Origin of the sequence: Metaplanococcus flavidus (assembly GCF_042675885.1) — a bacterium.
GTDB lineage: Bacteria > Bacillota > Bacilli > Bacillales_A > Planococcaceae > Planococcus > Planococcus flavidus.
Window position 1 is genome coordinate 114,387 of record NZ_JBHTKI010000002.1, and the last position, 16,328, is coordinate 130,714.

At 44.9% G+C, this 16,328-nt stretch carries 21 protein-coding genes; 3 read left to right on the plus strand and 18 right to left on the minus strand.

The window, feature by feature from the left end; all coding sequences use genetic code 11:
- Positions 1-6 precede the first annotated feature (6 nt).
- The 6 genes from ACFQ1X_RS00960 to msrA all read right to left on the minus strand — a co-directional run bounded on the left by ACFQ1X_RS00960 (position 7) and on the right by msrA (position 3,927).
- A complete protein-coding gene (locus ACFQ1X_RS00960) occupies positions 7-711 on the minus strand; it encodes a CBS domain-containing protein (RefSeq protein WP_144840557.1) in 705 nt (234 codons plus the stop codon).
- On the minus strand, positions 692-1,108 hold the full coding sequence (locus ACFQ1X_RS00965; protein ID WP_144840556.1) for a VOC family protein: 417 nt from the start codon (positions 1,106-1,108) through the stop codon (positions 692-694). Before ACFQ1X_RS00965 ends, ACFQ1X_RS00960 begins: the two co-directional genes overlap by 20 nt.
- Positions 1,109-1,192: 84 nt before the next feature.
- Positions 1,193-1,978, minus strand: coding sequence for an ABC transporter permease (locus tag ACFQ1X_RS00970; RefSeq protein ID WP_144840555.1), 786 nt, complete (start codon positions 1,976-1,978; stop codon positions 1,193-1,195).
- Positions 1,975-2,856: an ABC transporter ATP-binding protein gene (locus ACFQ1X_RS00975; RefSeq protein WP_144840554.1), complete on the minus strand. Its 882-nt coding sequence runs from the start codon at positions 2,854-2,856 to the stop codon at positions 1,975-1,977. Before ACFQ1X_RS00975 ends, ACFQ1X_RS00970 begins: the two co-directional genes overlap by 4 nt.
- Positions 2,853-3,047, minus strand: coding sequence for a PLDc N-terminal domain-containing protein (locus ACFQ1X_RS00980; protein WP_144840553.1), 195 nt, complete (start codon positions 3,045-3,047; stop codon positions 2,853-2,855). The genes ACFQ1X_RS00975 and ACFQ1X_RS00980 overlap by 4 nt, the downstream gene beginning before the upstream one ends.
- Positions 3,048-3,246: 199 nt before the next feature.
- Entirely contained in the window at positions 3,247-3,927 is a 681-nt protein-coding gene (gene msrA, locus ACFQ1X_RS00985; protein WP_144840552.1) for a peptide-methionine (S)-S-oxide reductase MsrA, read from the minus strand.
- Positions 3,928-4,104: 177 nt separating this feature from the next.
- Between msrA and ACFQ1X_RS00990 the strand changes: the two genes are divergently transcribed.
- A complete protein-coding gene (locus tag ACFQ1X_RS00990; protein ID WP_144840551.1) occupies positions 4,105-4,692 on the plus strand; it encodes a protein-L-isoaspartate(D-aspartate) O-methyltransferase in 588 nt (195 codons plus the stop codon).
- Between the two features lie 484 nt (positions 4,693-5,176).
- Here ACFQ1X_RS00990 and ACFQ1X_RS00995 read toward each other — a convergent pair whose 3' ends face one another.
- The 5 genes from ACFQ1X_RS00995 to ACFQ1X_RS01015 form a co-directional block, all read right to left on the minus strand.
- Positions 5,177-5,671, minus strand: coding sequence for a DUF2243 domain-containing protein (locus ACFQ1X_RS00995; RefSeq protein WP_144840550.1), 495 nt, complete (start codon positions 5,669-5,671; stop codon positions 5,177-5,179).
- A 147-nt stretch (positions 5,672-5,818) separates the two neighbouring features.
- Positions 5,819-6,007, minus strand: coding sequence for a hypothetical protein (locus ACFQ1X_RS01000; RefSeq protein WP_379080974.1), 189 nt, complete (start codon positions 6,005-6,007; stop codon positions 5,819-5,821).
- Positions 6,008-6,250: 243 nt separating this feature from the next.
- Positions 6,251-6,457, minus strand: a complete 207-nt coding sequence (locus tag ACFQ1X_RS01005; protein WP_144840548.1) for a heavy-metal-associated domain-containing protein — start codon at positions 6,455-6,457, stop codon at positions 6,251-6,253.
- A 28-nt stretch (positions 6,458-6,485) separates the two neighbouring features.
- Positions 6,486-7,145, minus strand: coding sequence for a potassium channel family protein (locus ACFQ1X_RS01010; RefSeq protein WP_379080977.1), 660 nt, complete (start codon positions 7,143-7,145; stop codon positions 6,486-6,488).
- Between the two features lie 24 nt (positions 7,146-7,169).
- Positions 7,170-9,278 (minus strand): type IA DNA topoisomerase, encoded by a 2,109-nt coding sequence (locus tag ACFQ1X_RS01015; protein WP_144840547.1) that lies wholly within the window; start codon positions 9,276-9,278, stop codon positions 7,170-7,172.
- 139 nt (positions 9,279-9,417) lie between these two features.
- On the opposite strand from ACFQ1X_RS01015, the gene ACFQ1X_RS01020 reads away from it, so the two are divergent.
- Positions 9,418-10,083 (plus strand): oxidoreductase, encoded by a 666-nt coding sequence (locus tag ACFQ1X_RS01020; RefSeq protein ID WP_144840546.1) that lies wholly within the window; start codon positions 9,418-9,420, stop codon positions 10,081-10,083.
- Positions 10,084-10,562: 479 nt separating this feature from the next.
- Here ACFQ1X_RS01020 and ACFQ1X_RS01025 read toward each other — a convergent pair whose 3' ends face one another.
- On the minus strand, positions 10,563-11,012 hold the full coding sequence (locus ACFQ1X_RS01025; protein WP_144840545.1) for an OsmC family protein: 450 nt from the start codon (positions 11,010-11,012) through the stop codon (positions 10,563-10,565).
- A 155-nt stretch (positions 11,013-11,167) separates the two neighbouring features.
- On the opposite strand from ACFQ1X_RS01025, the gene ACFQ1X_RS01030 reads away from it, so the two are divergent.
- Complete coding sequence (locus tag ACFQ1X_RS01030; protein WP_379081019.1) at positions 11,168-12,331, plus strand: pyridoxal phosphate-dependent aminotransferase; 1,164 nt, start codon at positions 11,168-11,170, stop codon at positions 12,329-12,331.
- Between the two features lie 236 nt (positions 12,332-12,567).
- Here ACFQ1X_RS01030 and ACFQ1X_RS01035 read toward each other — a convergent pair whose 3' ends face one another.
- The 6 genes from ACFQ1X_RS01035 to ACFQ1X_RS01060 all read right to left on the minus strand — a co-directional run bounded on the left by ACFQ1X_RS01035 (position 12,568) and on the right by ACFQ1X_RS01060 (position 15,774).
- Positions 12,568-13,059: a universal stress protein gene (locus tag ACFQ1X_RS01035; protein WP_144840543.1), complete on the minus strand. Its 492-nt coding sequence runs from the start codon at positions 13,057-13,059 to the stop codon at positions 12,568-12,570.
- A 94-nt stretch (positions 13,060-13,153) separates the two neighbouring features.
- Positions 13,154-13,750, minus strand: a complete 597-nt coding sequence (locus ACFQ1X_RS01040) for a DUF998 domain-containing protein (RefSeq protein ID WP_379080982.1) — start codon at positions 13,748-13,750, stop codon at positions 13,154-13,156.
- A gap of 114 nt (positions 13,751-13,864) precedes the next feature.
- On the minus strand, positions 13,865-14,362 hold the full coding sequence (locus ACFQ1X_RS01045; RefSeq protein WP_144840541.1) for a hypothetical protein: 498 nt from the start codon (positions 14,360-14,362) through the stop codon (positions 13,865-13,867).
- Between the two features lie 139 nt (positions 14,363-14,501).
- On the minus strand, positions 14,502-14,705 hold the full coding sequence (locus tag ACFQ1X_RS01050; protein ID WP_144840540.1) for a hypothetical protein: 204 nt from the start codon (positions 14,703-14,705) through the stop codon (positions 14,502-14,504).
- Between the two features lie 304 nt (positions 14,706-15,009).
- Positions 15,010-15,240: a hypothetical protein gene (locus tag ACFQ1X_RS01055; RefSeq protein WP_144840539.1), complete on the minus strand. Its 231-nt coding sequence runs from the start codon at positions 15,238-15,240 to the stop codon at positions 15,010-15,012.
- Positions 15,241-15,411: 171 nt separating this feature from the next.
- Positions 15,412-15,774 (minus strand): hypothetical protein, encoded by a 363-nt coding sequence (locus ACFQ1X_RS01060; RefSeq protein ID WP_144840538.1) that lies wholly within the window; start codon positions 15,772-15,774, stop codon positions 15,412-15,414.
- Positions 15,775-16,328 lie beyond the last annotated feature (554 nt).

Genomic DNA, 16,328 nt, shown 5'->3' on the forward strand with positions numbered 1-16,328 from the left:
TACCTTCTATTCTGTTTGAATCAGGTCTATCGGTGTGATGATTCCTGTCAGTGCCTCATCTTCCTTACCATTGCGCGTAATTAATATGGCCTCAAGCTTGTGTCCGGATACTACCGAATTCTTGAAAATTTCTTCTGCTTCATAGACTGGTGTATTTGACGCGATGAAACGAAAATTGTTCCCGTTTTTCTCATATTTCAGTATGTCGTCCATCGTTGTAATTTCCCTGGAAATAACTTCCTCTTCCACTGTCGCCGCCAGCCATCTCATAATGCCATTGGCCGTAAGAAGTCCTGAAAATTCACCGTCTTTATAAACAGGAATGTGTTTAAAATTCTTATCCCTAACCATACGTAATACTTTTCTCAATGTGTCGTCCGAATTGAAGATATGAACTTGTCTGGCGAAACTAGTCCCAACTGTAATGGGGCGGGACAGGAGGTTTTCAATATGCTCAATCAATTCGACAATTTCTGTATGGGGTTTGGCAATCACAAATTCCGTTGCTGTTCTGTGATGAACGATGGCATTCCGTAAATCACCAAATTCGCGCAAATCATCTTCATACTTCCTGATTGCAGCATGTTCTTTTTTGGACAGCTCTATGGCCGTGAAAAAACTGACATGATCATTTCTGTCGATCATGCCTTTCATTATTTTTTCGATTTTATTGAACGCTATCAAGAACCGTTCAGAATTTTGTTTCCCCATCCGATCCCCCTCTTTCAGATACTGTAATTTCAATTTTCAACCGGTCTGGATCTTCCATGAAAAGCGCATAGGTTCCATTGCCTCCAGCGTATGGATGGCGATCCTGATATAGAATCTTTCTACCTGATTGTCGCATTTTTTCTGTAATTGCGTCCACTTCAGAACTGGACGATGCGTGAAAAGCGATGTGATTCAGCCCTGCGGATTTTCTATGATAGCCGAACTCAAGAAATTCCGGCTCAGTCTGAACAAAAACGATGTATGTTTCTTTGTGTTTGTAGCTGAAGCCTTCAGCCCATTCCTGGTATAAGGAATAACCCAGCAGTGGAAACAGCATATCATAAAATTTTCTGGAAGTTTTCAAATTCGATACATTCAACTCAATGTGATGAAGCATCATTGCACCTCTTTCCCCTTGCTCTCGAAAATTTATTTAAAATGAAAATGCTGCAGCTCCATGGAACAGCTGAAGCAAATCGATCTATACTTTAGTTGTGGAAGCCTTTTTCTCCGAAAGAAAAATTCCGAGTGCCAGCAGCAGCGCGATCAATAGCATTGTCAATCCTGCTGACCACCAGAAATCCCCCAAGTCCGGAGCTGCCTCTAACCATGATGCCGCATACGCCGGCAGTTTTAATGGTGAAACGGGCCAGTAGGTACCGAACAAACTATCAATCACCTGACTGATGAAAATCACGCCCAGTGAAACCGCTGCCGCAAGCCCTGCATTGGGCATGAGGGCGCTGGATACGAGTACAATCGAAACCACCAATAGGATCCATAGACTATAAGTCGCGCCAAATTGCAGGAAATCAACCCAGTTGATGCTGCCAAACAACAGGTATGTATAATAATAGCCCCCCAGGAACCCCAGCCATACACTCAGCAAGGAAATGATGGCAGCCATCACCCATTTACTCATGAAATACGCCATAAAAGATAATGGTCGAACATATAATAAAGTGGCCGTCCCGCTCTTCCGCTCGCCGGCGATCGTTCCCATATATGCCAGTGCTATAACCAGGAGCCCAACCAGCTGATACTGCCCCATTATCGCTGCCATAATCTGTTCGGGCAGAGGTGTAGGAAATTCCAGCACCGTTCCTTCCGGCAAATTTCCGACAGAATCCAGGATCTGCGGCAGAAAATAATTGGTGAGGGGTTCCATTATACCGAGCAGTATAAAAACTACCGGTATCCAGAACAATTTATAATTCCTAAGGTTTTCCCGCCATTCCTTTTTCAATAAAACGCCGAATTGATTCATTTTTCCCCAGCCACCTTCAGAAAGATTTCTTCCAGCGAAACATTTTGTCTGTTTACTCCGGAGATGCCGCTGCCATCTTGTGCCAGCGCTTCGAGAACCTGTTGCATTGTCGGGCCATGCTCAGTCAGCGGAAGATCGATCAAATTCCTCGTTCTATCCATCGGCCAAAGCACGCGGCTTTGAAACGCAGCGGCCGCCTGTTCCGATTCAAAGCGTATTTGAATCTTTGGTTCTGCATAGCGATTTTTGACCTCTGCCAACGAACCGTGCTCAACCAATTTCCCCTGTTTCAGGAATAATAATTGATCGGTCATCTCTTCTGCATCGTTCAGAATGTGTGTCGAGTAAAGGATTGTCGTATCTTTCTGCAACGATTTCAGCAGATCCATAATTTCACGCCGCCCAGTCGGATCAAGTGCAGAAACCGGTTCATCCAGCAGCAATAGTATGGGCTGGTGCACAATAGCCTGTGCCAATCCGAGGCGCTGCCTCATTCCTCCTGAAAAAGCACCTGTTTTTTTATTGACCGCAGCTCCGAGCCCCACGAATTCGAGGGTCCGGATCGATTGCTGCCTTATATTTTTACTTTCTACTCCACTTATTTTTGCGGCCATTTCAATAAACTCAAGTGCACTCAGCCAGGAAAAAAACTGAGGATATTGCGGCAAAAAGCCGACACCCGATTTGAAGTCTTTATGTATCGTCCCTTCCGTTTCCTTTAAGAGGCCCGCAATCATGGACAATGTGGTCGTTTTGCCGGAACCGTTCGGCCCGATCAGCGCGGTAGCCGTGCCTTCCTCCAACGCAAAAGAAACGTGGTCAACAGCCAGCGTGCCAGCATAAGATTTCGTCAGTTCTTTCACTTCCAATACGCTCAATGATTTCGCCTCCCAATGACAAAGTATAAAATTGGCCCGATAATATTTACGACTACAATTATGATTGCCCACATCCATTTCGGACCATTTATATATTGGTTCCGAATCAGATCCACCAAGGCAAAAATCATCAACGCCAATTGGATTACTATTACCGGCAACAGCAGCAATACCAGTCTTGATGTCTCCACTGACTTTCACTTCCTTTCGATCCGCAAAATTGGAGCCCGTTGATCTGCACCTTCCCGATATCTTCAGTATTCATTGTAAATCAAAATCCGGCCCTAAATCCTTTTCCCATTAATAGATATTCACCAACCGGTGCATCATCTCCTGCCTTACCGGTCAACAAAAAAGCCGCGCCTGAGTCGGCGGGCTTTTCCCCTGTTGTCACCATTTGATTGTTCCGAGTTTATTGAGCAAAGTTTCCCGGTGCTCTTCTTCAATATTCCAGGATGCGATTTCGTTTTTCAATGAAGACAGCTTTCCAAATCCTTTTACAAAACCGTTCAGCCTTGCCGCAAAAGTGGAATTGACAAGATGCTCTGTGTGCGGCAGGAGATCCTCCAATTGCTTGAGTGTATTCGGATAACGCTTCAGATAATATTTCTGGTGTTTTTCCTCTGCCAGCGTAAAATCATTAAAGACTGCTATATCTGTTTCAATGGACTCGCCCAGTTTCTTTTCCATTTCCCGCTTCACTCTGTCGATTGCTTCCTTTTGCCGGTCGCCATGATAACGCAGCAAGGAAATATACTGCCTGCCTTTATAATTTCCGCGGTTCGGATAATGGTTCAGCCAGAACTTTCTTAAAATCTCTTCGTAACTGATGACAGACGGATCAAAATCAATTTCGACTGTTTCGGTATGATCGCCCATATGAAGGTAAGTTGGTTTCAGGGACGTTCCACCGGCAAAGCCGACTCTGGTCCGCAGCACGCCATGCAAACTCCCAAACATTGCTTCCGGTCCCCAGAAGCAGCCCATGCCAAATGTAGCTGTTTCCACTGTTTCAGATTTCGGATTGAATTTATTTATCATATCTTCTACTGTTTGATAGCCTTGAAACATATAAATCAACTCCTCTTTTAATTTATTCCCGAAATCTCCTGATTTAAGCATTCAAATCATATCAGCATGCCAAAAATAAAAGAGAATTCATGACAGGATAAACAGTTTCTTTATAGAATAGGAGTAGTAATAACAAGCTTATTTCTTCGTGAACTATTATCCCAACGAAAGATGGTGATGATCTTGAAGAAAAGGGATCGGGAAATCAAAGCGTTTTTCCGTAATCTGGACAGAGGTTTTTTTATGGACAGCTTCAAAGAGATGGCGTTTGTTGATGAAGCTGTTCCGATCGGCCATGAACAGACAATTTCACAGCCTTCCCTAGTTCTTGAAATGACACTCTCATTAGACCTTGCCCCGGATTCAAAAGTCTTGGAAATCGGTACAGGTTCCGGCTTTCAAACTGCCTTACTGGCAGAATTCTCAGGAAGTGTCTTTACTGTTGAACGGATCAAGGAACTGCATCAACGGGCGAAAGAAAGGCTGGGAGAATTGGGATATGACAATATTTCTTTTAAACTTGATGACGGCAGTTTTGGATGGCAGGAAAATGCCCCTTACGACCGCATCATGGTGACAGCTGCAGCTTCTGAAATTCCAGAGGAGCTGATCAGTCAACTGGCCCCCGGAGGCAAAATGATCATACCAGTCGGTTCTTCATTCACACAGGAACTGCGGCTTATTGAAAAAGATGACAACGGCAAGCTGTATTCCACTCTATTGAACCAGGTGCGTTTTGTGCCTTTAAAGGGGAAATATGAATGATTAAGAAATGCGACGGCCCCCGTTCAGCTCTGAAAGGCGTAAGACAATCTGGCGAAGCGGCATCTTTTCAGCCGCACAGCCAGAGTGGCTTACGACCCGAAGAGCTGGGCCGCCGGAGTCTGGACAATAGAAATGCGACGGCGCCCGTTCAGCTCTGAAAGGCGTAAGACGGGTCAGCGAAGCGGCATCTTTTCAGCCGCACAGCCAGAGTGGCTTACGACCCGAAGAGCTGGGCCGCCGGAGTCTGGACAATAGAAATGCGACGGCGCCCGTTCAGCTCTGAAAGGCGTAAGACGGGTCAGCGGAGCGGCGTTCTTTGCCGCAGAGCTGATACGGCTTACGACCCGAAGAGCTGGGCCGCCGGAGTCTGGACAATAGAAATGCGACGGCGCCCGTTCAGCTCTGAAGCCTGGACACCAAAAAAGCTGTGCTCAATCCTTTTTCCAGAGGAAGGAGCGCAGCTTTTGAAGTTAAAGCAGCAATACTATTTACGGTGATTCTCTTTTTTTGTCTGCAGAACCATAAACAGTCCGGTGAGAAAGAAAATGGCCCCACTTATATTCCAGGCAAGATCATAAGGAAGGATTTCAAAACCGTAGCGAATTTGATGAAGGCTCAATAGTTTGCGGATGACCAATCCGTCAAATAAAAGATAGATGCCGGAGCCCATCAACGCTGCCCCTACCCACCTCTTTGGCCACAGTGCTTTGCGTTTACGAAGGCCCGACAGCAGGAACAGCCCGGAAACAGTGACGATCCAGGCGACCAGATTCAATATTCCATCCGAAAAAATTCCAGATGCTTCGTCTGAAAGATCGTAGAAATGATGCCATTGCAATAATTGATGAAAAACCGTTCCGACGCCGAATGCCATAATGCCAATCCCAAACAGGAGGCCGGACCAGAAATTCCTGACGGCAAACACAGCTCGATTTTTCAAATTTCCATAGGGAATTGTCTTGTCAGAATTCGCTGCCATAATAATTCCCCCATAGAATATCAGCATTTGGACGGGCTATTTAGCGTGTCTTAAATTCAATGTGAATAAATTGTCCATATAGGATAAAATACCCTTTACGTTTATTTTTAAACAAAAAAATGAATTTCCGTGATTATATTTACTTATTCACATGACGAGTTGCGGTGTTTGGCAATACGAACAGATTCTGAAACCTTCGGACATTTCCAACGTCTCCACATAGCTTTTCGATTTCGTAAATTCGCGTTCGCTTACAGGGGTATCCAGAAATCCACATTTATCTCCGGCAAATTGCTGTTGATGAATTTTCTTGTTTTTATGATCTACAAAATACATGTGTAGTGGCACTCCTTTTATTCAAAATTAAAAAAAGCCGAAAAGAACCCGTTTTCACGGAATCTTCTCGGCTTTGTATACAGCACTATTGTCTGAAACATTTTACCAATGGTTTTTAATCTTTCCTATGTAAAACAGGGATTGGTCCCTGCATTTGTAACTGAATTACAAAATGGAAATGCTAGTTGTTTTCCAGGCACTTTTATCTTACTAAAGACCCCGCTTTACGTAAAGCGAATCGCTTTAAATGACGTGGAAACCCTTGAGCTGTATTCTCTGAATAATTTGCTGTTCTGTAATTTGCTCCTCGTCAAAAGTGATTTTGACTTCTCCGTTCTCCACATCAACTAGAGCTCTTTCGATTTCCTTTACTTCCGCCAATACCCCTTCCAGCGATTGAATGGGATTTTCAGCAGTGGCTTCTTTTACAAAAATCGTCACCGTTCTCATCAAATCATCCTTTCATACTGAATATCTGCTATAAGCGTTTTTCTTCCAGCCTTTTCAGATCGTTTCGATGTCCCATCACAACCAGTATATCTCCTACACCGATAACATCGTCTGGATGCGGGGCAATATTTACATCCTCGCCTTTTTTTATTGCCAGCGTAATACAGTTGAACTTTACACGGAAGTCCAAGTTGAACAGCGTTTTGCCTGCAATTTTTTCGGTAGCTGCCATCTCGACGATGCTATAGTCATCTGAAAGATCGATATAATCGACGATTTTTTCGGAATCGACGTGGTGGGCAGTTCGGATGCCCATTTCATATTCAGGTTGGATGACCCGGTCCGCCCCCACCTTTTCCAGAATTTTCTTATGCTGTAGATCCCGCGCTTTTACCCAAACCTTTTCAAGGCCGATTTCCTTCAACATGAGCGTGCACAGGACACTGGCCTGTAAATCATCTCCGATGGCGATAATGGCCTGGTCGAAATTTCTGACGCCTAAAGCTTTCAACTGCGATTTATCCGTCGCATCTGCCACCGATGCCTGAGAAGCATAGTCGGCAATATTCTCCACCTTTTCCGGATCCATATCGAGCGCCATCACTTCATGTCCGAGTTTAAATAACTCCATGCAGACACTGCTGCCAAACCTGCCTAATCCAACAACCACAACTTGTTTTTTCTTCACGCCATTCCCTCATTTCCACTAAAACTAAAATTCCATTTTCAATTTGCCATCTTCAAGGATGAGCTTGGCACTGAACTTCTTGCCATTCTTCGAGACAAAGCCTTTCATCACAGGCGTCTTGCCTTTCGTACACAGATATTCGATCGTTTTTGCCGTCAGCCTCTTTTTCAGGAATATTCCCGGAAACGACTGTTTGCAGCCATTGGCATTTTCTGTGCAGGTGAAGGACCCCCTGCTGGAAACGATACTGCCTTTTTTGCAGCGTGGGCAAAGCGCAATGGCGTTTTTACTGGTATCCATCTCCATAAGCGCCGGCAAGCCATTCGATTGCAGTTGGCCCGGAACATCCGCCAGCAGCTTTTCGATGAACTTTCCGATGGTTTCAAGAAACACTTCCGGGGATCCTTCGCCACGGCCGATCTTCTTCAAATAACTCTCCCATTTTGCCGTCATGGAAGGGCTGGACAATAAATTCCCTTCAATCGCCTGGCACAGTATCCTGCCTTTTTCGGTGACTGAAACGATATTCTTCCTTATTTGGATGTATTCATGCCTTTTAATCGTTTCAATGATACCACTGCGTGTCGCTTCCGTGCCAAGACCTTCGACTTCCTTCAGGATTTCGCTGTCTTCTGCATCTTCCGCAAATTTCCCGCAAGTTTTCATCATCGCGATCAATTGCCCTTCCGTATAAGGCTTCGGCGGAGTTGTCATCCCTTCTTTTACAGCTACTTTAGCCGCAACGGGTTCCTGTTCACGAAGTTCGGGCAGCGCCGGTTCGGATTTGTTCTCGTTGGCTGGTGGAAATAATTCTTTCCAGCCTTTATCGATTTCTGTTTTGCCGGTAGTGAAAAAATGCAATCCTTTTACGTCAGTTGTCACTTTTGTTTCGGCATAGCGATAATCTCTGTGAAACATCGCCAGTGTCGTACGGAGCACTTCCTCATATAAGTTTCGCGCATCCGGGGCCAGGCCGTTCACTTTCCTTGCGGTCGGTATGCTTTTCGTCGGGATGATGGCATAATGCTCCTGAACTTTCGCATTGTCGACAAACCGTTTTTTCGGCGTTCTGGAAGCGACCGGAAATTCTTCACCGATCAATTTCTGGTAGGATTCCACTTGGCTCGCCAGGTAATTAAATTCTGCATTTGTAATGTGCTGGGCATCGGTACGCGGATAACTGACCAGCTTTTTCTCATATAAAGTCTGCATGACGGACAGCACTTTCGCCGGGCTGTACTTCCATTTCCTGTTTGCTGCTGCCTGCAGGCTGGATAATGAATGAAGCTGCGGAGGCGGCTGGCGTTTTTCTGCGGTTTTGACTTGCAGAACCGTTCCTTGTTCCTTCGCTCCGACCGCATGCTTATCGAGTAATCTTTCCGCTTCTTTCCGCTCTTTTGCCTTTATCTTCGCTTTCCCTTTGTATTTTCCTCTTTCCGCCTGGAAATCTCCTTCGATTTCATAAAAGGGCTCCGGCACAAAAGCTTCTATTTCCTTTTCCCGCTGGTAGATCAAATAGACCGTCGGCGTCTGAACTCTGCCGATCGCAAACACTTCCCGTATGCCTTTTTCCTGCAGCAGCAATGAATATAACCGCGAGCCGTTCATGCCGACCAGCCAATCGCTGATCTGCCTGGCTCTCGCTTCCTGATACAGCAGCAGGTCATGTTTATTATCGCGGAGCTGCTGAAAGCCTTGTCGCACTTCATCCACTTCGAGTGAATTGATCCATAGCCGTTTGACCGTTTTTCGTTTTGCGCCGGTGTGGTTAAAGATGCTGTAAAAGATATTGGAACCTTCTCTATCAACATCACATGCATTGATGACGGTATCCGTCTGGCTGATCAATTTTTTGATGATATTAAATTGCTTGGCTTTGCCCCGTGCTACTTGAAATTGGTAGTTCACCGGCAAAATCGGAAGAGCTGCGAGCGACCATTTACCCCATTTGGGATCGTAGGCTTTCGGTTCCTTCAATTCCACCAGATGGCCGATTCCCCAAGTGATATAGGCACCTTCGGGAAATATCGCGTCCGGCATGATTTCCAGAAAACCTTCTCTTTTCTCTGTCTTGAATGCTTCCGCGTAAGCTTTTGCCTGGCTCGGCTTTTCAGCCACGATCACTGGTTTCATCAATTTCTTCCTTTCGTACGCTGTCTTTTCTTTTATTGTACCCTGCCGGTCAATAAACGACAGCAAACCGAATCTGCTATTCGTGGATATCCTGCTCAGGAGCTGTATAATTACTTAAAAAGAGGAGGCATCAATTCACATGTCCGAAAAATCCGCATTAATTGCCGGTGCTACCGGCCTTACCGGCAACGAACTGGTAAAAATTCTGTTGGACCACCATGCTTACACTAAAATACGTATTTTTGTGCGGCGTCCTTTGGACATCGAACATCCGAAGCTTGAGCAGGTGAAAGTTGATTTTAACAGACTTGATGATTATAAGGAGTATTTTGAGGTTGATGATGTATTCTGCTGCCTCGGCACGACCATCAAGAAAGCAGGGTCAAAAAATGCTTTCCGGAAGGTGGATTATGAATTTTCGACAATGCTTGCGGGTCTTGCAAAATCTGCCGGCGTTAAAAAATTTCTCGTCATTTCCGCGATGGGGGCAGATTCCCGATCGAATATTTTCTATAACCGGGTCAAAGGTCAGACGGAAGACCACTTGAAAAAATTGGATCTGCCGGCTCTTCACATTTTTCGCCCTTCGCTGCTGCTTGGTGACCGAAAGGAATTCCGGCTCGGTGAAAAGGCAGCAAGCCTGATTGCGCCCGCTTTTAGTCCCTTGCTTCGCGGCGATATGAAAAAATACAAGCCGATTCAGGCGAAACAGGTTGCGCAGGCAATGTGTGCAGCAGCACAAACCGACAGTGACGGGGTTCAGGTTTACACGTCCGACCAGATTGCTGAAATGGCCGGGCAGTAATTTTATTCTCTATCTATATAAGCTGAACTAATTATTTTTAATAATTGATATTCCGCAAAACAGCTCCGCTTGCCTGGGGGCTCGCGCTGAGCTAACTCGGTCTCGTTTCACTTCGCCCGAGTGGATCTCAGCACTTCGCTTGGTCCCCTGGGCGTCTTCGCTGTTTTGCTCCATATCTCTAGAGAATTCTCTCAGCAAAGGCGCGGCTCAGGACTGGACGGAGCAATAAGACCAGCGGGCTTCTCGGCTTATTGCGGGAGTCAAGGTGTGCCACACGAAGATGGCATCACCTTTGCGACGAGCTTGCGCAGGAGCATAGTCTTTGCTTTGGCCCTTCTGCGACGAGCAGTGCGCAGGAGCATTGTTCTTGCCCTTCCATAGCGCCGAAGCATTATATATACTATTTCTTAAGTTCAACTTAAATTTATTGAACAACAGAAGAGCTGCCTGCTTTAAAAAGCTGGCGGCTCTTCTGCATTTTATTCTGCTGCGGAAATATCCGCCTCCAGTTCGACTTCCACGTTCCCTTTAATGGCACGCGTGATCATACAGGAGCCCTCCGCTTTCTCTGCAAGTTTTTGCGCCAATGAAAAATCCTTTTCGGTGGCATCTTTCTTCAATACTAACTTCGGCCTGTGAATAATCTTCTGATAGGTGATGACGCCATTCGTCACATCGACCAATCCTTCAGATGCCATTGTCAGCGCTTCTTTCTCGATTTTGCTGCGCTCCAGCATTGCCGCAAGTGTAATGATGTAGCAGGTCGCTGCTGCCCCGAGCAGCATCTCATCCGGGTTCGTCCCGGCCCCCGGCCCATCCATTTCAGGCGGGATGGAAATCTCCGTCTTCAGGTTTCCAGTTTCGATCGTGCCCACATCATTGCGCAGACCCGGCCAATCGGCTTTTAAATGAAAGCTGTGAACAGCCATCCAATCTCCTCCAATAAACGAATTCTACATCTGATTTTGGCATTTATTGCGTTGGCGCGCAAGAAAACCGGCTGCTTCCGGTGTGGACATATGAAGTCAAACTGTTTAAGATTTGGATAAGATACGCAAAAATTTAGAAAATGAGGGATTGCATGATGGAATTTTCAAAACGCTTGCAGCAATTGCCGGAGCAGTTCTTTTCTTCGCTTGCCGCACAGACGATGAAAGCTATGGCCGAAGGGCGTGATGTCATCAATTTGGGGCAGGGCAACCCTGATCAGCCGACACCTGCCCATATCGTCAAGGCAATGCAGCAAGCTGTCGCCGATCCGAAGAACCATAAATATTCGCCGTTTCGCGGAATTAAGGAGATGCGCCAGGCTGCTGCAGATTTCTATAAACGTGAATACAATGTTGATATCGACCCGGATCTCGAAGTGGCCCTGCTTGCCGGCACAAAAATCGGCTTGGTAGAAATGCCGCTCGCATTTCTCAATCCCGGCGATTCACTGCTGTTGCCGGATCCCGGTTATCCGGATTATATGTCGGGTGCTCCGCTGGCTGGAATCGATATGGACCTGATGAAATTAAAGCCTGAAAATAACTATCTTCCGCAATACGGGGAGTTGGAAAGAAACGTAATTGAGCGGGCTGCGATGATGTATTTGAATTACCCCAACAATCCGACAGGCGCGGTTGCCACCAAAGAATTTTTCGATGAAACCGTTCAGTTTGCAAAAGCGAACGACATTGCCGTCGTCCATGATTTTGCCTATGGAGCAATCGGTTATGAAGGGGTCAAGCCACCGAGCTTCCTTCAATCTGAAGGTGCGAAGGATATTGGCATTGAAATGTACACATTATCGAAAACCTATAATATGGCCGGATGGAGAGTCGGTTTCGCTGTCGGCAATTCAAAAATGATCGAAGCGTTGAATCTCATCCAGGACCATCTATTCGCCGGGCTTCCGACTGCGCTGCAGCTGGCAGCGGCTGAAGCTTTGTCCGGCGACCAGTCTTGCGTTACCGAGCTTGTCGAAACCTATGAAAAGCGCCGGCAGGTCTTAAAAGAGGAATGCGCCAGAATCGGCTGGAAGATCGAAGCACCAAAAGGTTCGTTTTTCGCCTGGCTGCCTGTTCCAAAAGGATTCACAAGCATCGAATTCGTCAACCACTTGCTGGAGCACGCCGATATTTCGGTAGCAGCGGGCAGTGGTTTCGGTGAAAACGGCGAAGGATTTGTCCGCGTCGGCCTGCTGGTTGAAGAAGAACGCATTGTTGAAGCCATCCGCCGAATTGAAAAATTGGATCTTTTTTAAATACCGAAAAGGAAATAACATCCACATTTTTTCCATCAGGTTTTATTCCATTTCATATTTTTCAGCAGTATATTGCCTATAAATCGAGAACCCCCGGCAACCTTGTCTATACGAGGTTGCCGGGGGTTCTTCAATTTAGCTGAGAGAACTGCTGAATGAACCGTTTAATAAGCCTGAAACATAAAATCTGCATAAAGAGTTGGAGCAGGTTTCAGAAATCGGCGCTGCACGGTGCGTCATCCTGAACCTTCAGAAGTGTAATAGCCGGAAGGTGCATCATCCTGTGCTTGTTCAGTACGGACAACCAGAACATCGCATTTGGCTGAACGCACAATATGTTCTGAGATACTGCCGATAAGAAAACGCTCTACTGCGTTCATGCCGGTTGCACCACAGATGATTAAGTCCGCATGGATTCGCCGGGAGATATCCCAGGATATCATGGATTTCGGCGACCCATACTCTACCAGCACATTAACGTTCTTAACCCCTGCACTCATAGCCTCTTCCTTGTAATTATTCAGCATTTCTTCTGCAAATTTTTGAGCACGGTCTGCTAAGGAAGGGTCGTAGGGTTCAATCGCCGAAAATGACCGGGTATCAATCACATTCACTAAATTCAATGTTGCATTATTTCGCACAGCAATACCGACAGATTTTCTAAATGCCCATTCCGCTTCTTTCGAACCGTCGACAGCCACTAATATCTGCTTGTACACTAATGCCATAACTTACTTCCTCCTTTTGAAGAATATTCGACTAGAAGAACTGACCGGATAGGTTAAGAAACAGTTTTTTGTATTTTTTATCGTGGAGTATCTTTCATGGTGAAAAACTTAATCGATGTAACCAGCATCCAAAGCTGCAACACGCCGATATTGATCCGCTCCACCAACCCGAAATACGGCCATTGATTGGCAAAAAAATCGCCGCACTGCCTCCTGCAAGAAAGATGAGGATTCCGGTCAAAATTGAATACATCCCATAACGTTCAAGGCCATTAACCTTTCTTAAACCGAGACCGGTCAGCAGCGGTGCCAAAATTGTCAGCGGGATGATAAGAGCTGTGATGACGAGATGCATAATGCCTTCGAAAGTCACAGGTGCACCCGGCAGATCCTGCGGAAACAGCCCGTATGTTATCGAAACCAGATGCATAACAAGAAACAACAACATCCCGACCCTAGAAATTTTTGGAGCGAACTGTTTGATGAAAACATAGGCGCTTGCAGCAAAAATGATTGAAAAGACGCCGTATGAAAATGTGATAGCACTTAGCAAGCCTTTATCCGGAGCTCCTTGTGCCGTCAGATCACTGATCGGCTGCTGCAGATGGCGATAGCCTTCCCATAAAATGCCGCCAAGAACTACGTATGCGAACACACTCAATGCGCCAAAAATGGTCAGTTTTTTCGCCATATCAGCCAATCCTCCCTGTGCTGAACTCCGGACCCGCTCCTTGAGTTTAAATTTCAGGACAATTAAAAACGAAACCATTCTTGCAGCATTTTTCTTGATACAGTTAAATTCAGTTCACTCTACCTGTTTCCAACTTTTTTCTGGTTCTTCCTCTCCGAGCGAGGCTTTCCAGAACCCTTGGATGGCATCGATCAACGAGAACAGAGCAACTGCAAAAATGACACCTCCGATAACCCAATTCAGCGTATTCATCGCCCCGAAAAGATTCTCCAACCAAGCCAGAAAATCTTCTGCGAAAATATTCGGATTCCAGAAAATAATGAAAAAAGCCAGAACAGAAAGCGCATTAATGGTTAGATTGAGCGCAGCAAGCTTCATATCCCAACGTCTGCGCATCCATTTCCACACATCCATCACCACTTGCAGGATGACGATGAGTATCACGAGCGGCCAAAATCTGGTCTTTTTCTCTTGCCCAGTGGCAGTTGTGATTTCACGGGCTAACCTGGTTAATAAAGTGATGAAGGTCACACCACTTTCCATCTGTACATCTTTGGATTTGAGAAAGAAATAAGCAACTCGCTTTTCAGGAGTCAACAGGTTTCGAACCATTTTTTGAGTCCCCTTTCCTGTTTCAATAAGGTTTTTTGTAAATAAAACTAACGGATCGGAAAGTTAGTTTCAGGTTCCTGAAAAATTCAGCCAGTTTGAAGAAAAATACTTAACTCAAGTCGGCTCTATGCCTTTCCTTCTAAGGCAATAAGTTTTCAAATACGATTTCACCTTTTATCATTTCTGATTTCCTTATAATTTGACCTCTATCATACATGGAATAGGCAGTTTTCTTAGAAATGGTTTTTTTGTATACATTGTCCAAAAAGCCGATTGTATAGCAATTTCCATCAACAGTTTCAACAAAATCCAGAAGTTTAAAGTCCACTTCTTTTACTAACATTTCAGTTCCCTCCAGTTTCTTATCAATAAACTTCTTTTCAACACACTCGAAAATCCAGATCATTTGAATTTTTTGCATCCTATACATGCATGTTTCGGGATTCTTACGAATAGTTTCTTGTTATGACTGGAATCTGTTGGTTTAGAATTCGAAATGCCTCGAAAAGACGGCTAGCAAAATTCTCAGGGGGTTCCAGCGATTCGATTTGCAGACACCACATGTCATCCCCCCTCGTCACCTTTTGCACATAGTTGGGCGGAAACAGCAGGGCCTGCTGCCGGAGTGCTGACGCAAAAACAGAAACTTATTCAGACAACAGCAATAGTTCAGCCAAGTTAACAGCAGAACCCCCATTTTGAGTTTCATAAAAGAATACTTCCATATTCAGAGAAACTTGATAACCGGATGTTCTATCCTCCAGTTTGACCATCCGTTTCTTCCTGAAACTCCATATTCCTGAATCCCATTCAACTTCGGCGTTCATCAAATGGCTGATGGCTGCTGCTGATTGCGCCAGTGGCTTTGTTCCTGTCACCCGGAACACTCCTTCCGAACCTTGCGAGAGCAATCCATTAACTTCTTATATAAAGTCCTTTAATGTCGAATTCACAACAATACCATTATTCAGAAATCTTTTTTGATTAAAAAAATACATGATTAAAAATCTGTTGTCTTTGTTCCTGCTCCGATTATATCTGGAGCAATTTCAGGTATCGAAGTTTTTACGGGTGGAATTGAGGTAATGCGGTGTGATGTAAAAAAGCTCAGCCGGACAGGTCTTCGTTAATTCATACAGACTATAGAAGACATTAGGTGTCAGCTCGTAGCGTTCCATACGATTTGGCAGTGCTCTCGCTCTGTCAGTTGCGTGGCCCTCCTTCACCTCATCCAGGTCCACCCACACAGCCTGAATCCTTGTCTTTTCCTTGCCTTCTTTTCTTAATGAAGTTTCTCTTGTCAGGCGGATAAAAAACGTGATAAAAGCAGCTCCATTTTCAATATGCACCTCTTTGGATCTGAGAAAATAATAGCCAACTGACTGTTGAGGCAATTGCTCTGTCTGTTCCATTTGCATTTTTCCCCTTTAACTATCCATAATTGTACGTACCCTCAATTTTTCTGCCTATTGCGCAAAGCCCTTCGCAGATGCTTCCTGGAACCCTCTGCATGCTCCTGTAAATTTAATTTCTTAAATTAGGTTGAGTTTCCAAACACCAGTTTTCCTGATAAACGCAAATTTGCTTTTTTCATATGTTCAGCCTAAGCTACCAAGTTTGAGTTTGCTGTGTTATTTCTCACACTTCACGAACTTTTTTAGTGACTGTCAAATTTCCGACAATAAAACCCGTTTCCTTGAATAAAAGATAATATTAAAAATTAATATTTTTAATCGAAAAACATCATATATATATTCCTCAGATAATCAAATTTAACTATTTTTCTTAGCTCAACCCTATACTTAAGAACAACTAAAGTAAAGAGTTTTTTTATTATTAATAATATTCAGATTACTTATACACTTTACAAATCCTAAATATTCAATGTCTTTGTAAATGACCGCTTGATAAGGGATTGATGCAATAAAATAAATCAGATTTATCAGCTGGCCAACTGAGCTTTCGA

What these genes read in the sequence shown, in the direction of transcription:
- ACFQ1X_RS01015 (WP_144840547.1), bottom strand. Translation starts at nt 9,278, where the DNA reads ATGAAACCAGTGATCGTGGCTGAAAAGCCGAGCCAGGCAAAAGCTTAC.
- ACFQ1X_RS00965 (WP_144840556.1), bottom strand. Translation starts at nt 1,108, where the DNA reads ATGCTTCATCACATTGAGTTGAATGTATCGAATTTGAAAACTTCCAGA.
- ACFQ1X_RS01025 (WP_144840545.1), bottom strand. Translation starts at nt 11,012, where the DNA reads ATGGCTGTTCACAGCTTTCATTTAAAAGCCGATTGGCCGGGTCTGCGC.
- ACFQ1X_RS01000 (WP_379080974.1), bottom strand. Translation starts at nt 6,007, where the DNA reads ATGTATTTTGTAGATCATAAAAACAAGAAAATTCATCAACAGCAATTT.
- ACFQ1X_RS01030 (WP_379081019.1), top strand. Translation starts at nt 11,168, where the DNA reads ATGGAATTTTCAAAACGCTTGCAGCAATTGCCGGAGCAGTTCTTTTCT.
- ACFQ1X_RS00990 (WP_144840551.1), top strand. Translation starts at nt 4,105, where the DNA reads ATGATCTTGAAGAAAAGGGATCGGGAAATCAAAGCGTTTTTCCGTAAT.
- ACFQ1X_RS01050 (WP_144840540.1), bottom strand. Translation starts at nt 14,705, where the DNA reads ATGTTAGTAAAAGAAGTGGACTTTAAACTTCTGGATTTTGTTGAAACT.
- ACFQ1X_RS01045 (WP_144840541.1), bottom strand. Translation starts at nt 14,362, where the DNA reads ATGGTTCGAAACCTGTTGACTCCTGAAAAGCGAGTTGCTTATTTCTTT.
- ACFQ1X_RS01060 (WP_144840538.1), bottom strand. Translation starts at nt 15,774, where the DNA reads ATGGAACAGACAGAGCAATTGCCTCAACAGTCAGTTGGCTATTATTTT.
- ACFQ1X_RS01005 (WP_144840548.1), bottom strand. Translation starts at nt 6,457, where the DNA reads ATGAGAACGGTGACGATTTTTGTAAAAGAAGCCACTGCTGAAAATCCC.
- ACFQ1X_RS01020 (WP_144840546.1), top strand. Translation starts at nt 9,418, where the DNA reads ATGTCCGAAAAATCCGCATTAATTGCCGGTGCTACCGGCCTTACCGGC.
- ACFQ1X_RS00995 (WP_144840550.1), bottom strand. Translation starts at nt 5,671, where the DNA reads ATGGCAGCGAATTCTGACAAGACAATTCCCTATGGAAATTTGAAAAAT.
- msrA (WP_144840552.1), bottom strand. Translation starts at nt 3,927, where the DNA reads ATGTTTCAAGGCTATCAAACAGTAGAAGATATGATAAATAAATTCAAT.
- ACFQ1X_RS00960 (WP_144840557.1), bottom strand. Translation starts at nt 711, where the DNA reads ATGGGGAAACAAAATTCTGAACGGTTCTTGATAGCGTTCAATAAAATC.
- ACFQ1X_RS01040 (WP_379080982.1), bottom strand. Translation starts at nt 13,750, where the DNA reads ATGGCGAAAAAACTGACCATTTTTGGCGCATTGAGTGTGTTCGCATAC.
- ACFQ1X_RS01035 (WP_144840543.1), bottom strand. Translation starts at nt 13,059, where the DNA reads ATGGCATTAGTGTACAAGCAGATATTAGTGGCTGTCGACGGTTCGAAA.
- ACFQ1X_RS00970 (WP_144840555.1), bottom strand. Translation starts at nt 1,978, where the DNA reads ATGAATCAATTCGGCGTTTTATTGAAAAAGGAATGGCGGGAAAACCTT.